Annotated in this window: 10 protein-coding genes and 3 pseudogenes; 5 read left to right on the plus strand and 8 right to left on the minus strand. The window is 72.1% G+C overall.

What is annotated here, in order from left to right; genetic code table 11:
• Nucleotides 1-13: 13 nt before the first annotated feature.
• Entirely contained in the window at nt 14-2,191 is a 2,178-nt protein-coding gene (locus tag ACFZB3_RS23925; RefSeq protein WP_391378224.1) for a LuxR C-terminal-related transcriptional regulator, read from the plus strand.
• Between the two features lie 149 nt (nt 2,192-2,340).
• Here the strand turns inward: ACFZB3_RS23925 and bioD are convergent, their stop codons facing one another.
• The 3 genes from bioD to bioB are packed head-to-tail and all read right to left on the minus strand — an operon-like array spanning nt 2,341 to nt 5,541.
• Nucleotides 2,341-3,057, minus strand: a complete 717-nt coding sequence (bioD, locus tag ACFZB3_RS23930) for a dethiobiotin synthase (RefSeq protein WP_391378858.1) — start codon at nt 3,055-3,057, stop codon at nt 2,341-2,343.
• 2 nt (nt 3,058-3,059) lie between these two features.
• Nucleotides 3,060-4,340: an adenosylmethionine--8-amino-7-oxononanoate transaminase gene (locus ACFZB3_RS23935; RefSeq protein ID WP_391378226.1), complete on the minus strand. Its 1,281-nt coding sequence runs from the start codon at nt 4,338-4,340 to the stop codon at nt 3,060-3,062.
• Nucleotides 4,333-5,541, minus strand: a complete 1,209-nt coding sequence (gene bioB / locus ACFZB3_RS23940; protein WP_391378228.1) for a biotin synthase BioB — start codon at nt 5,539-5,541, stop codon at nt 4,333-4,335. The genes ACFZB3_RS23935 and bioB overlap by 8 nt, the downstream gene beginning before the upstream one ends.
• Before the next feature lie 299 nt (nt 5,542-5,840).
• Here bioB and ACFZB3_RS23945 point away from each other — a divergent pair.
• Nucleotides 5,841-6,036, plus strand: a pseudogene (locus ACFZB3_RS23945) (hypothetical protein); the annotation flags it as partial.
• Between the two features lie 66 nt (nt 6,037-6,102).
• On the opposite strand, the gene ACFZB3_RS23950 reads toward ACFZB3_RS23945, so the two are convergent.
• On the minus strand, nt 6,103-8,823 hold the full coding sequence (locus tag ACFZB3_RS23950; protein ID WP_391378230.1) for a SpoIIE family protein phosphatase: 2,721 nt from the start codon (nt 8,821-8,823) through the stop codon (nt 6,103-6,105).
• A gap of 201 nt (nt 8,824-9,024) precedes the next feature.
• Here ACFZB3_RS23950 and ACFZB3_RS23955 point away from each other — a divergent pair, with 201 nt between their 5' ends.
• Nucleotides 9,025-10,146, plus strand: a complete 1,122-nt coding sequence (locus tag ACFZB3_RS23955) for a SpoIIE family protein phosphatase (RefSeq protein ID WP_391378232.1) — start codon at nt 9,025-9,027, stop codon at nt 10,144-10,146.
• Nucleotides 10,147-10,430: 284 nt separating this feature from the next.
• Here ACFZB3_RS23955 and ACFZB3_RS23960 read toward each other — a convergent pair.
• A pseudogene (locus ACFZB3_RS23960) lies at nt 10,431-10,978 on the minus strand (IS110 family transposase); the annotation flags it as partial.
• Nucleotides 10,979-11,004: 26 nt separating this feature from the next.
• A complete protein-coding gene (locus tag ACFZB3_RS23965; protein WP_391378234.1) occupies nt 11,005-11,262 on the minus strand; it encodes a hypothetical protein in 258 nt (85 codons plus the stop codon).
• 651 nt (nt 11,263-11,913) lie between these two features.
• Between ACFZB3_RS23965 and ACFZB3_RS23970 the strand changes: the two are divergent.
• Nucleotides 11,914-12,051: pseudogene (locus ACFZB3_RS23970) on the plus strand (hypothetical protein); the annotation flags it as partial.
• A gap of 133 nt (nt 12,052-12,184) precedes the next feature.
• Nucleotides 12,185-13,312 (plus strand): aminotransferase class I/II-fold pyridoxal phosphate-dependent enzyme, encoded by a 1,128-nt coding sequence (locus tag ACFZB3_RS23975; RefSeq protein ID WP_391378236.1) that lies wholly within the window; start codon nt 12,185-12,187, stop codon nt 13,310-13,312.
• A gap of 112 nt (nt 13,313-13,424) precedes the next feature.
• Here the strand turns inward: ACFZB3_RS23975 and ACFZB3_RS23980 are convergent, their stop codons facing one another.
• Together ACFZB3_RS23980 and ACFZB3_RS23985 are read right to left on the minus strand one after the other, a co-directional pair.
• A complete protein-coding gene (locus ACFZB3_RS23980) occupies nt 13,425-13,652 on the minus strand; it encodes a DUF397 domain-containing protein (RefSeq protein WP_391378238.1) in 228 nt (75 codons plus the stop codon).
• 9 nt (nt 13,653-13,661) lie between these two features.
• Nucleotides 13,662-14,522: a Scr1 family TA system antitoxin-like transcriptional regulator gene (locus ACFZB3_RS23985; RefSeq protein WP_391378240.1), complete on the minus strand. Its 861-nt coding sequence runs from the start codon at nt 14,520-14,522 to the stop codon at nt 13,662-13,664.
• Nucleotides 14,523-14,530: the final 8 nt, after the last annotated feature.

Consider the following 14,530-nt stretch of genomic DNA (forward strand, 5'->3'; position numbering starts at 1 on the left):
TAACGTCATTGGTGTGGTGATACCGGTGAACCCCCCACACCTTGACCGCACTTCGCCACCGCAGCCGACCGACGCGGGGCCGTGCCCGGCTCCGGCGCTCCCCGAGGGCGTCCGCACCCGGGTGACACGAGTCGTATACGAGGACCAGCGCGCCGTGGCCGAACTCGTGCCGCGTCTCACCGAACGGCAGGCCGCCGGCGCCGACCCGCTGCCGGTCGAACCGGACGAACTGGCACCGGGGTTGCTCCGCGCCCTGCGCCGGGAGATCCGCGCCCTGCCCGACGAGACCCGGCTGCTGTTGCTGCTCGCCGCCGCCGACCAGTACCCGGTCGCCACCCACGCCTTCCTGCGCGCGGTCACCGCCGGCCGGTTCGACACCCGCCCGCTGGAGGCGGCCGAGGCGGCCGGGGTCGCCCACGCCAGCGTCGGCGGGGTGTTCTTCCGGGACCCCTGGACCCGGATCGCCGCCTACGAGACCGGCTCGCCGTCCGACCGGCGCGAAGCCCACCTGCTGCTCGCCCGGGTGCTCGGCGGCAAGGCCGAGACGGCCCGCCGCTCCTGGCACCGGGGCGCCGCCGCCCTCGGCCCGAGCGCCCGGCTCGCCGCGGAACTGCGCACCGCCGCCGACCGGGCCCGCTCCGAAGGGCGCCCCGCCCTGGCCCGTGCCCTCGCCGAACGGGCCGCCGACCTCTGCCCCGACCCGGTCGAGGAGGCCCGGCTGCTCGCCCTGGCCGCCGCCGACGCCTGGCGCTCCGGAGAGCCCGACCGGGCGAGACGGCTCGCCGCCCGCACGGACAACTCCGCCCTCAACGGCGTCCTCGCCCTGAGAGCCGGCAACGCCGCCGAGGCCTTCGACGCCCTGCTCACCGCCGCCGTACGGCAGGAACGTTCCGCCGATGCCGTGGAACTCCTCGCCCTCGCCACCGAGGCCGCCGTCTACACCGGCGACCTCAGGCGCTGCCGCGAGGCCCACGTCCTCGCCCAGTGGCTGGACCTCCCGCCGTCCGGCATCCTCGCCGCCCTCGCCTGCGCCGTCGAAGGCCGCTACGCCGACGCCCGCGTCCTGCTCAAGGGCACGGCGGGCCGCTGCGGGCCCGGCGGCGACCCCGGTCCGCTGGTCCACTCCGGGATCGCCGCGCTGATGCTCGGCGACCACACCCGGACCGTCACCGCCACCCTCCGGGCCGCCGCCTCCGCCCGCGCCCGCGGCATCCCCGGGACGGCGGCGCAGGCCATGGAGTTCCGGGCCTACGCCGACTTCTGGACCGGCCGCCCCCGGGCCGCCGAGGCCGCCGCACAGGACGCCCTGCGCCAGGCGTACGCCGCCGGGCAGGACAACGGGGCCTGCCATCTCCAGGCCGCGCTCGCCATGTTCGCCGCCGTCACCGGCGACGAGGAGGCCTGCCGGGCGCGCGCGGCGGCCGCCCGCTCGCACGCCCTGGCCCACGGGCTGGGCCTGCCCGCCGCCCTCGCCCAGTGGGCGCTCGCCTTCCTCGACCTGGCCAACGGCCGCTTCCCCGCGGCCGCCGCCCGGCTGCGCGCCCTCGCCGGGTTCGGCCCCGGACACGGCCACCGGGCCATCCGGCACCTGGCCACCCCGCACTACGTCGAGGCCGCCGTCCGCACCGGCGACACCCGGGTCGCCCGCGCCGCGCACGCCGACTACCACCGCTGGGCCACCGCCGTCCGCAGCCCCGACGACCTCGCGCTCAGCGCCCGCTGCCGGGCCCTGCTCGCCCCCGGCACCGAGGCCGTCCAGCACTACCGTGCCGCACTGGACCTGCACGCGCGGGGTACCCGGGACTTCGAACGCGCCCGCACCGAGCTGCTGTTCGGCGGCGCGCTGCGCCGGCTCCGGCAGCGCACCGAGGCGCGCGACCGGCTGCACAGCGCCCTGGAGGCCTTCGAGTCCTTCGGCGCCCCGCACTGCGCCGCCCAGGCTCGTGCCGAACTCCGCGCCCTGGGCACGGCGTTGACACCTGCCACCAGCGCGCCCGACCCGGCCGCCGTGCTCACCGCGCAGCAGCTGATGGTGGCCCGGATGGCAGCCGAGGGCGCCACGAACCGTGAGATCGCCGACCGGCTGAACCTCAGCCCCCGCACCATCGACCACCATCTGCGGGGGGTCTTCAGCCGGCTGGGGATCCGGTCCCGGATCGAACTGGTACGGCTGCTGGGCGCATCGCCCTAGGCCGTCGGCCGGGTGCGGCTGGGTGGGGGCTGGCCGCGCGGTTCCCCGCGCCCCTGAAGGGGCGCCGGTGCAGCGCCCCTTCTTTCAGGGGCGCGGGGAACCGCGCGACCAGCCACGACGGCGCCGCACCCGGCCGACACGGCCGGCCCCTACGGCGCTTCGCGCGCCCGGAACGCCTCCGCGTCCCAGTTCCCGTCCAGCCGCGCCGACAGCCAACTCGGCGCCACCGCCCGGAACTCGGCGGGGGAGAGCGCGCCCGCCCCGGCCGGCAGCGCACCGAGCAGCGGTGCTCCCGCCACCTCCGGCAGGTCGGCCACGTTGCACCGCGACGCAAGATCGGGGGAGTCGGGCCAGCTGCCGATCACCACACCAAGCAACTCCAGCTCCCGCGCCCGCAGTTCACGGGCCGTCAGTTCGGTCGTGTTCAGCGTGCCGAGCCCGGCCGACGCCACCACCAGCACCGGCGCGTTCAGCAGCCGGGCCGCGTCCGCCAGGGTGCCGCCCGCCGCGTCGAACCGGACGAGCAGCCCGCCCGCGCCCTCGACCAGCACCAGTTCGTGCTCGGTCGCCAGCTTGGCGGCTGCCTCGGCCACGTCCTGCGGATGCACGGGAGCCATCCCCGCCCTGCGGGCCGCCGTGCCCGGCGCCAACGGCTCAGGGAAACGGGCGACCTCGGCCGCCGTCACGGCACCCGCGAGCCGCGCGACCTCGTCGGCGTCCCCGCGCTCGTCCGGTCGTACCCCCGTCTGCGCGGCCTTCAGGACCGCCACCGAGCGGCCCGCCGCGAGCGCGGCGGCGGCGACCGCGGCCGTGGTGACCGTCTTGCCGACCTCCGTGCCCGTCCCCGTGATCACCAGGATCGGCATGCTCATCCCTCCCGCGCGGCGGCGCACACCGCGCGCGCGATCCTTGCCACGTCCGCGTCACCCGTGACGTACGGCGGCATCGTGTACACCAGGTCGCGGAACGGGCGCAGCCACACGCCCTCGCGCACGGCGGCGGCCGTGGCGGCCTTCATGTCGACCTCGTGGTCCAGCTGGACCACCCCGATGGCGCCGAGGACCCGGACGTCCTGGACACCGGGAATCTCCCGGGCCGGCGCCAGGCCCTCCCGCAGCCCCGCCTCGATCCGTTTGATCTCCGCGAGCCAGTCCTGGCCGAGCAGCAGGCCGAGCGAGGCGCAGGCCACCGAAGCCGCGAGCGGGTTGGCCATGAACGTCGGCCCGTGGGCCAGCACCGGTACTTCGCCCCGTGAGATCCCCTCGGCGACCCCGGGCGTGCACAGCGTCGCCGCCATGGTCAGGTAACCGCCGGTCAGCGCCTTGCCCACGCACATCACGTCCGGGGTGACGGCCGCGTGGTCCGCCGCGAACAGCGCACCCGTCCGCCCGAAGCCGGTCGCGATCTCGTCGAACACCAGCAGCACGTCGTGCGCGTCGCACGCCTCGCGCAGCACCCGCAGATAGGCGGGGGAGTGGAACCGCATGCCGCCGGCGCCCTGCACCACCGGCTCGACGATCACCGCGGCCAGCTCGTGCGCGTGCCGCTCGATCGCCGACCGCAGGTGCTCGGCGTACGCCTCGTCGTACTCCGCGGGCGGGGCGTCCGCGAACACCTGGCGGGGCAGCACCCCGGACCAGAGCTCGTGCATCCCGCCCTCGGGGTCGCAGACGGACATCGGCTGCCAGGTGTCGCCGTGGTAGCCGCCGCGCCAGGTCAGCAGGCGCTGCTTGGCGGGGCGGCCGAGGGAGCGCCAGTACTGCAGGCACATCTTCACCGCGACCTCGACCGACACCGAACCCGAGTCGGCGAGGAAGACGTGCTCCAGGCCGGCGGGCGTGATGTCGACGAGAAGTTTCGCCAGCCGGACGGCGGGCTCGTGGGTGAGCCCGCCGAACATCACATGGCTCATCCGGCCCAGCTGGTCGCGGGCGGCCTCGTTGAGCACCGGGTGGTTGTAGCCGTGGATCGCCGACCACCAGGACGACATGCCGTCGACGAGTTCGCCCGAGCCGTCCGCGAGCCGCAGCCGGACCCCGCTCGCCGACTCCACGACGAGCGGTTCGGCCCGGCCGGGCATCGGACCGTACGGATGCCAGACGTGCCGGCGGTCGAGGTCCAGCAGCTCGGGGACGCTCAGGTCAGGCATTGGGCGCGAGGTCCGTTCCGGCACCCCGGCGGCGGACGGCGACCAGGTCGGTGCGCGGCTCGCCGGCGGGGACGGTCACAGCCTCGGCCGCACTTTCGTGGGAACCGCACACCGACCCGCACCCGGCGCCCTCGCCCGCGTGCGATCCGCAGCCCGCGTCCTCCGCCGCGTGCGACCCACAGCCGCCCCGGACCTCGGCCCGGTGCTGCGGGAGCGTCACCTCGTCCGCGCCCTCCACCGTGAACCCGGCGTCCGCGATCATCTCCAGGTCGGCCTGGCCGGCCTGGCCCTCGGTGGTCAGGTAGTCGCCGAGGAAGATCGAGTTGGCCAGGTGCAGCGCGAGCGGCTGCATGGTGCGCAGGTGGACCTCGCGGCCGCCCGCGATGCGGACCTCCACGTCGGGGCAGACGAACCGCACCATCGCCAGGATGCGCAGGCAGCGCTGCGGGGTGAGGTTCCACTCCTTGGCCAGCGGGGTGCCCTCGACCGGGATCAGGAAGTTCACCGGAACGGAGTCCGGGTCCAGCTCGCGCAGCGAGAAGACCACGTCGACCAGGTCCGCGTCGCTCTCGCCCATGCCGGCGATCAGACCGGAGCAGGCCGACAGACCCGCCGCGTGCGCCTTGTTGACCGTGTCCACCCGGTCGGCGTACGTGTGCGTGGTCGTGATGTCCCCGTACGTCCCCTCGGACGTGTTGAGGTTGTGGTTGTAGGCGTCCGCGCCGGCCTCGCGCAGCCGCTCCGCCTGGCCGTCGGAGAGCAGGCCGAGGCAGGCGCACACCTCGACGCTCTCGTTCTGCTCCTTGATGGCCTTGATGGTGCCCGCGACCCGGTCCACGTCCCGGTCGGTCGGACCGCGCCCGGACGCCACCAGGCAGACCCGCTTGGCGCCCCCGGCCAGGCCCGCGGCGGCCGCCTTCGAGGCCTCGTCGGGTTTCAGCCAGCTGTACTTCAGGATCCCGGTGGACGAGCCCAGCCGCTGCGAGCAGTAGGAGCAGTCCTCGGGGCACAGGCCCGACTTGAGGTTGACCAGGTAGTTGAGTTTCACGCGCCGGCCGAACCAGTGCCGGCGCACCTTGCCGGCCGCGGCCACCACATCGAGCACGTCGTCGTCGGAGGTCGCCAGCACGGCGAGCGCTTCCTCGCGGGTCGGCAGCTCGCGCCGAAGCCCCTTGTCCACCAGCGTGTTCAGCAGGTCCATGAGAGCCGATCCTGTACTACGAGGCAGCTCCGGGCCAAGGAGAGTTCGCACAACCCTGCCGGTTCGACGTGTGGGGTATGTAACATGACCGCCCCAGTGCGCAGGGTCCAAAGAGAGCGCGGAAGACCAGGCCAGAGGCCCAAGGTCGGCATCCCACTGCCGATTTGGTGAGAGTCATGTGCGAGACGCACGGGCCAGTGGATCAGTGTGGAGGGTTCCTACAACACTCCCGCCACGGCTTCTGGTTCAACTGGTACGACGCCCACGACGGCTCCCTGCTGACGACCTGGCCCGAGACCGGCTACGGCTTCCGCGGCTCGGTCGACGTCAGCACGGGCCGGGTGAGCGACTTCGTTCCGGCTCTCGACCAGGGCATGATCACCGCAGCCCTGGCCCAGCAACTGCGGCCCGGCCTCCTTCAGGCCCCCTTCCGCACGGGCGGGTTCACCAGCCGGGCGCGTCCTCTGCTGCGCGAGGGAGCAGTTCTCGATCTGATCGCCCCTTGACCGCAGAAGCCGACCGTTGACGGAATCCGGCCGGCCACTGCCCGCACCTGGCGGCCTATCGGTCGGCTTCCGCCGCGGTTGCCACCGGGACCGGCTCCTCGATGATCTCGGGCAGGGCCTGCTCGGCCCAGATGACCTTGCCCTGGGGGGTGTAGCGGGTGCCCCAGCGCTCTGCGATCTGGGAGACCAGGAACAGGCCCCGGCCGCCCTCGTCCGTCGTCGCGGCGTAGCGCAGGTGGGGCGAGGTGCTGCTGCCGTCGGAGACCTCGCAGGTCAGGGCTCGGTCGCGGATCAACCGTACGTGGATGGGCTCGGCGCCGTAGCGGATGGCGTTGGTGATGAGTTCGCTGAGGATGAGTTCCATGGTGAAGCCGAGTTCGGACAGGCCCCACGCCTCCAGCCTGTCGGCCACCGCGTCGCGCATTCCCGCCACCGCCGCCGGGTCCGGCCGGACGTCCCAGTCGGCGATCCGGTCCGCAGGCAGCTGCCGCGTACGGGCGACGAGCAGCGCGACGTCGTCCTTCGGGCGCTCGGGGAGCAGGCTGTCCAGCACGTACTTGCAGGTCTCCTCCGGCGGGCGACGGGGGTGGCCGGTCAGCGCGTCGCGCAGCAGTTCCATGCCGACGTCCAGGTCACGCCTGCGGTCCTCGATGAGGCCGTCGGTGTAGAGGACGAGCTGGGTGCCCTCCTCCAGACACAGCTCCGCGGTCTGGAACGGCATGCCGCCGACGCCGAGGGGCGGACCGGCCGGCACGTCGGGGAAGGTGGCGGTTCCGTCGGGCCGGACCAGCGCGGGCGCCAGATGTCCGGCACGCGCCATGACGTAGCGCCGCGTCACCGGGTCGTAGATCCCGTAAAGGCAGGTCGCGCCCACGACGCCCTCGGCACTCGCCGCCGCCTCGTTCTGGTCGATACGGCCGACCAGGTCGTCCAGATGGCCCAGCAACTCGTCCGGCGGCAGATCCAGCGCGGAGAAGTTGTGCACCGCGGTCCGCAGCCGGCCCATCGTGGCGGCCGCGTGGAGACCGTGGCCGACCACGTCGCCGACGGCCAGTGCCACCCGGCTCCCCGGCAGCGGAATCACGTCGAACCAGTCCCCGCCCACGCCCGACTGGGCGGGCAGGTACCGGTAGGCGATGTCCAGGGCGTTCTGCTCGGGCATCGCCTGCGGCAGCAGGCTGCGCTGGAGGGTGACCGCCATCGCGTGCTCACGGGTGTAGCGGCGAGCGTTGTCGATGCTTATCGCGGCACGGGCCACCAGCTCCTCCGCCAGCGACAGGTCCTCCTCGTCGAAGCACTCGTGACGGTGGCCGCGCCAGAAGTTGGCCGTGCCCAGCACGACGCCCCGCGCCCGGATGGGGGCGGTGATCAGGGAATGGATGCCGTAGTCGATGATCGCCTCGGCGCGCTCGGGGTCCTGCAAGCGCCAGGACGTGGCGCTCGGCAGGTCGCTCACCAGCTCGGAACGTCCACTGCCGTACCCGCGTGCCTGGGGCGTGGCCGGTTGATAGGTGAACAGTCGGCCCTGTTCGAAGAGCGGATGATCGTCCCGGATGCCGCGCACGGCCGCGCGTCGCATGTCCGCCCCTGTGGGGGACGGCTCCTCGCCGTGCAGCACGGCGTCGGCCAGATCGACGGTGACGAAGTCCGCGAACCGCGGAATGGGGACGCACGCCAACTCGTCGGCGGTGCGCAGCACGTCCAGGGTGGTGCCGACGCGCAGTCCGGCGTCGTACAGCAGCCTCAGCCGCTCCCGTGCGACCTCCGCCCTGCCGGTCACCGCTTGGAGCTCGGTGGAGTCGCGCAGCGTCACCACCGTTCCCCTGGGACCGCCGTCACGATCCGTGGGCCGCTGGTTGACCGCGAGCAGTCGCTCTCCGGAGAGGTGCACCTCGTCAGTGGCCTCGCGCCCGGAGACGAGCAGCTCCTTCGTCCCGGGATCGAGGCCCGGCAGCTCCGGCACGAGGCGTCCCTCGGCGTCGGACGGCAGATCCAGCAGTCGCCTGGCCTCGTCGTTCGCCAGCATCAGCCGCCCGTCCGGAGACACGATCAGCACACCCTCTCGAACGGAGTGCAGGACCGTGTCGTGGTGCTGGTACATCAAGGTCATCTCGTCCGGGGCGAGGCTGTGTGTCTGCCGTCGCAGGCGCCGGCCCACCAGTGCCGTCACTCCGGTGGACAGCGCGAGGGCTGCGGCCCCGGCGCCCAGGATGATCGGCAGCTGCCGGTCCACCTGGCTCTCGACCTTCTTGACCTTCATCCCGGCCGAGACGAGTGCCACCACCTTGTCGTCGGTGTCCTTGATCGGGACCGTGGCCTGCACCTCACGGCCGAGTGGGCCGTTGACGCTCTCCACGTAGACCTTCCCCTTCAGCGACGGCCCGATCTCGCCGACGAACCGCTTCCCGATCCGGTCCGGCAAGGGGTGCGTGTACCGGATGCCCTCGGTGTTCATGACCACGATGAAGTCGACTCCGGCAGCACGGCGAGCCGCCTCCGTGAGCGGTTGGAGGATCTTGCTCGGGTCCGGGGTCTCCAGGGCCGCCAGGACACCTGGTGAGTGCGCGAAAGTCTGGGCCACGGCAATGGAGCGGTGCCTGGCCTCGGCGCTGGTGTCCCGCTCCGACTGGAGGACGAGGGCAAGGACGGCGCATGCCACCAGCAGCACCACCAGAGCCACCTGGAAGACCAGCACCTGCCCGGCCACGCTTCGCGTGCTCGCGTTGAACGGCCGTTTGACGGATAGGTGCCGAAAACGGGCGAATTGTTTCGCCATGCGACCTTTCTAGCATCGGTGATCCTGAGAGGCCAGGGCCCATTCACCGGATCCTTGTCCGGCTGACCTCGGGCATCTGTGCCGCCATGCCTGTCCGACAACGGATCCTGGGGCTCGGCGGTCCGCCCTGGACGCCCGACCGAGGCCACGATTTCTCCGCGCTTGATGGACACTTAGGCCGATATGATGCATTTTGTGATCATGTCTGCACGGCACGGGCGCCGTCGCCCCGCCTACAGCGGCCGATGGGAAGCCGCCCGGCTGTCACCCGTGATCCTGGCCGTCCTCATCATCGGCCTGGCGTTCTCCACTCCCAGGGATATCGCCATCAGCCGGCTGTTGCCGGTCGCGCCCGCCCTGGCCGCCGCGATGTGGCCCGTGTTTCCCACGATCATGCTGGGGGCGTTCTGCTTTCTCGCCATGATCATCCTCAGCTTCTTCTACACCGACCTGGGGACGCAGTACACGGCGGCCGCGATCATCGCCGTCACCCTCGCGGCCGCCTACGGGAGCCATGTCCGACTCCAGCGGGAGGACATCCTCTTCCAGGTCCGACTGGTCGCCGACGCGGCCCAGAAGGTGTTGCTGCGCCCGCTGCCGCGCCGTATCGACGACGTCGAGATCGAGTCGCTGTATCTCGCGGCCCAGGAGCAGGCCAGGATCGGCGGCGACTTCTACGAGGCGATCGGCACACCGCACGGGATCAGGCTGCTCATAGGCGATGTACGGGGCAAGGGTCTGTCCGCGGTGGGGGCGGCGTCGGCGGTGATCAGCTGCTTCAGAGAGGCCGCGTACGACGAACCCGATCTCAGAGCGATCATCCATCGCCTGGAGACCACCATCACCCGCCACAGCGCGGCGTTTCCCGCCTATGACCAGCCCGAGCACTTCGCCACCGCTCTCCTCGCCGAGATCCCGCACGGCGGCGGCCGCGTACGCATTCTCAATTGCGGGCACCCGCCGCCGCTGATCGCGCACGGCGGGAAGGTCCGGGTCCTGGAACCCACCGTCGCCTCCGCGCCCCTCAACCTCGCGGCGCTCATCGGCGACCGCTACTGGGTCGACGTCGTCGCCTTCGCCCCGGGGGACCGATTGCTGCTCTATACGGACGGCGTGTCGGAGACCCGGAACCACGACGGCCAGTTCTTCCCGCTGGCGGAATGGATGCGGCAGCAGGACCTGGAGAAGCCCCGCGAGCTGCTCGACCAGCTGCACGGAGACCTGCTCCAGCACAGCGGCGGACGGCTCGACGACGACATCGCGGCGCTCGCGCTGAGGTGCGCCGGCGCGCCGGAACGGGGAGCCGTGGGCGTGGAAGGCTGAGAACGGGCGGTCCCCCGCGAATTCCCGGCCCCACGGCCGGCCGGGCGGACAAGGTCCGGCTGCGCGTTGATCTCAGGTGCGGCCGCGTTGTGCCGCCGCAGACGGTGCGGGGTGCGTCCCGAAGGCCAGGACCGCCTGCGGTAGCCATGCCTGCCCGTCACTTCCACTCCATCGGAGATCCGCACAGTGACCGGACGGCGCGGCCGTGGCCGGCCGGCCGAGGTCGGCGCCGGCCGAAATCCGCTCGCCGCCCGGACGGCGGCCTGGAGCGACTCGGCCGACCCGAGGACGGCCGGGTGCTGCACCCGCGGCCCCAGCACACGTTCCAGAGACGGGTGGATCTGGGTCAGCAGGCCGTGCAGCCGGTTGGCGACACGGGTGGCTTCACCGGCCAGGTCGTCGTCGAGGCCGGCAAGCATCTTCAGTTCGGCGGTCGTCTCGTCCTCGCCGTCGACCGCCCGCAGCGTATGCGGCATCGCCCGGTCCGCGTCCGCGATGATGAACGCGTCCCTCGCATCCGTCTTCGCCTCGCCCGGGTAGAGGTCGGCGATCCGCCGCATCGTCAGACCCGGTAAGCAGGCGACCGGGCAGCCCGTGTCCCTCGCGACCGTCAGTGGCAGGGCCCCGACCGAGGCCGGCTGGTCGACCACGACCAGCACCGTTCCGTGCTTGGCCGGAAGCTTCGCGAACAGCTCGCGCAGCTTGGGGTCGGTGTTGGGCAGGCGCTTGCCGAAGGCCTTCTTGCCGGCCGGGGGGTGACGGCGGTGGCGTGGTGTTCGCCCTTGCCGACGTCCGGGCCGAGGAAGACGTCGATGTCGCCGGTGTCGATCACGTGCAGGCCCCTGCGACCGTGGTTCCTCACCAGTCGGCGGTGGCGGTCGGCTGCACCTCGCAGTGATCGAGCTGGTCCAGCGACCCTCCCGCACCCGCGACGGCGACGCGGAGGCTCTTCGTGCCCTTCGCGGGTACCGACACCTGATGGGTGCCGTCCATGAAAGTGAAGCCGCTTCGGTCCTTGAAGCTGATCTTCGTGGTGAAGACGACCTCGCGGGCGTTCGGATTCCTGACCTCGATGGTGGCGTACGGGTCGTCCGCACTCGCGCACCGCACGAGCACTGCGGTGCCGTCCTTGAGCGGCAGGGCGGACGCAGAGGGCGACGCGGCGGGGGTGGAACGCCGGGTGGGGTGCGAACGGTAGGAACCGCTGGGCGTGCTGTCGTGCGCATCACCCCCGTGCGAACCGCTGCCTCCGGATGCGGGCGTCGAAGCGTCGTGATCCTGACGGGAACTGCTGCACCCGCCCCCATCGCTGTCGTGATCACTGAGGGTTCCGTGCCCGCGCCCCGACGAGAATCCGGTCAGGGCCAGGACGACCATGACCGATACCGCTGTGAACTTGAGCCGACGCCCCCGTGTGTACATGCCATCATCGTATCCGCAGGCGCTGCCCCCCGGATTGCCGCCGCCGACCTCTCTCCGGATGGCTGCCGCACCCCCATCGAGTACGAACCGCTCTCCGCAAAAGACACCATCCACGCAGCCGGTCAGCCACCGCAGCTGGAACCCAAACCGTGGGGCAGGTCAAGGTGTCACTTCGAACGTGGGGCAGATCGGAGCAACGACACGGGTGTCATTGCGCCTTGTGGCCGTCCTGAGCTCCAGTTGTCCTGTACTCCGACGAACCTGAGAGGGCATCGGGAGAGAAGGAACGAATTGACACACGAGAGCGAAGCGGTGCCCGACCGCGACCCGTACCTCCTGGCGCAGATGCGAGAGGCCTTCGGGCGCGTGGTCCACAGCCACAAGACCCATGAGAAGCAGGCGGACCTCTGCTTCGCCAAGCACCGGTGGCAGCAGGGCGTCCTCATTGCTCTCACCGCGATCGGCTCGGGCACCTTCCTCGCCGCGGCGGTCGGCCTGCTCGGCAACGCAGTGCCGATGAGCCTCGCGACCAACCACGTGTGGGTATTGCCACACAGTGGGGTGCGGGTGCTCCCGCTAGGGTCTGTCCACTGCCTGCAAAATCACCGGAGGGGTCATGGCGTTCGGCTGGATCGACGAACAGGCGGAGCAGCGCCGCCGCGCCGGACTCGTACGGACCCTGCGCCCCCGCCCCGCCGATTCGCCGCTGCTGGACCTGGCGAGCAACGACTACCTGGGCCTCGCCCACCATCCTGAGGTCGCCGAGGGCGCCGCCGGGGCGGCCCGGACCTGGGGCGGCGGCTCCACCGGCTCCCGGCTGGTGACCGGTACGACGGAACTCCACACCGAGCTGGAGCGGGAGCTGGCCGGATTCTGCGGGTTCGAGGAGGCCCTGGTCTTCTCCTCCGGTTACGCGGCCAACCTCGCCGCCGTCACCGCGCTCGGCCCGCACGGCTCCCTGATCGTCTCCGACGCGCTCAACCACGCCTCCCTGATCGACGGCTGCCGGCTCGCCCGGGGCACCACCCAGGTCGTCGGGCACGCCGACCCGGACGCCGTGCGCAAGGCGCTCGGGACGCACGAGGGGCCCGCGGTGGCCGTCTCCGACACGGTGTTCTCGGTCGACGGCGACGCGGCACCGCTGGCCGCGCTGGCCGAGGCGTGCCGGGAGCACGGCGCCGGACTGCTCGTCGACGACGCCCACGGGCTCGGGGTCCTCGGGGACGGCGGCCGGGGCGCGCCGTACGCGGCGGGGCTGGCCGGCGCCGAGGACGTGGTGGTCACGGCGACCCTGTCGAAGTCGCTGGGCAGCCAGGGCGGCGTGGTGCTGGGCCCGGCCCGGGTGATCGACCATCTGGTCAACGCGGCCCGGACCTTCATCTTCGACACCGGCCTGGCCCCCGCCGCGGCGGGGGCGGCACTGGCGGCCCTGCGGCTGCTGCGCCGCGAGCCCGGGCGGGCGGCCAGGGCCCGCGAGGTGGCCGCGGAACTGCACGCACGGCTGACCGCCGCGGGTCTGGAAGCGGTGCGTCCGGACGCCGCGGTGGTCTCCGTGCGGGCCCCGTCCCCGGAGCAGGCCGTGCAATGGGCGGCCGACTGCCGTACGGCAGGCCTGGCCGTGGGCTGTTTCCGTCCGCCGTCGGTGCCGGACGGCATCTCACGGCTCAGGCTGACCGCCCGTGCGGACCTCTCCGGGGCGGAGATCGAACGCGCTGTTCGTGTGATCGGCAAGACACGACCATGAGTCGGCGTGACACGGCCGGGCCTGGCTCGCGGGCGGATACGGGGTCGGGGATGGATTGGGGTGCGAGTCTGATCGGTTTCGTTCGTGTCTGATCAGACTCTTCTGGAGCTGATCAGCCGGCGAGTGCCGACGTGAAACCCGCCCAGCTCTCGGGGGAGAAGAGCAGCGCGGGTCCGGCCGGAGCCTTGGAGTCGCGCACGGCGAGCAGTCCGGCCGACGGGCCGGAGCGCGGCCGTGCCGTCTCCACGCAGTTGTTGGCTCCGGTGCTGTAGCTGCTGCGCAGCCACCGCAGTCCGTGCAGATCAGCACTTGAAGGTACGTTCCGAGGCAGTGCAGTCATGGTGCCTCCTTACGCGCCGTCAGCTATTGCGGCGATGTAATCCAACGAGTCCTCGGGCGAAAGGGCGTGGATCCGGAGCGTGTTGAAGGCCTCCGTGTAGGCCTGGAGGTCTTCTTTCCGCTCCAGGTAGAGGCTACTCGTCAACTGGTCGATAACAACCACGTCCAGATCAGAAGTGCTCGGAAATGAGAAGATTACGAAAGGTCCGGTGATGCCGATATGCGCCCCGGCCGCGAACGGCAGCACCTGGAGCCGTACTTGGGGCAGCCGGGCCGCCTCCACCAGCCGCGTCAGCTGCCGCGCCATCACCCCGGGACCGCCCACCTCCCGGCGCAGCACCGCCTCGTCCAGGACCGCGCTCAGCTCCAGCGGCGGATCGTTGCGCAGCACGTCCTGCCTGGCCAGACGCACCTCCACCAGGGCGTCCAGGGCCTCGTCGTCGCGCCCGTCCACGGCCGCCCGGGTCACCGCACGCGCGTACTCGGGGGTCTGCAGCAGCCCCGGCACGACCGAGGTCTCCAGCGTGCGCATCGCGCTGGCCTGTGACTCCAGGCTGATGAAATCCCGGTAGGCGGGCGGCAGCACCCCACGATAGGCGTGCCACCAGTGGTGCCGCCCCGCCGTGTCCTCCGACCCCGCCAACACCAGCAGCAACTCGCGCAGTTGCCCCTCGACCACGCCGTAGGCGTCCAGGAGTAACCGCACATCGGCCGGTTTCACACCGCTGGCGCCGGTCTCGATCCGGCTCACTTTCGACTGATGCCAGCCCACCAGACGGGCGGCCTCACCGCTCGTGAGGCCGGCGCCGGTGCGCAGTGTGCGCAGTTCGGCGCCCAGTTTCCGGCGGCGTACCGCGGGACCGTTCTGCATGGGCTACT

The sequence above is a fragment of the Streptomyces sp. NPDC008092 genome (genome assembly GCF_042957285.1).
GTDB lineage: Bacteria > Actinomycetota > Actinomycetes > Streptomycetales > Streptomycetaceae > Streptomyces.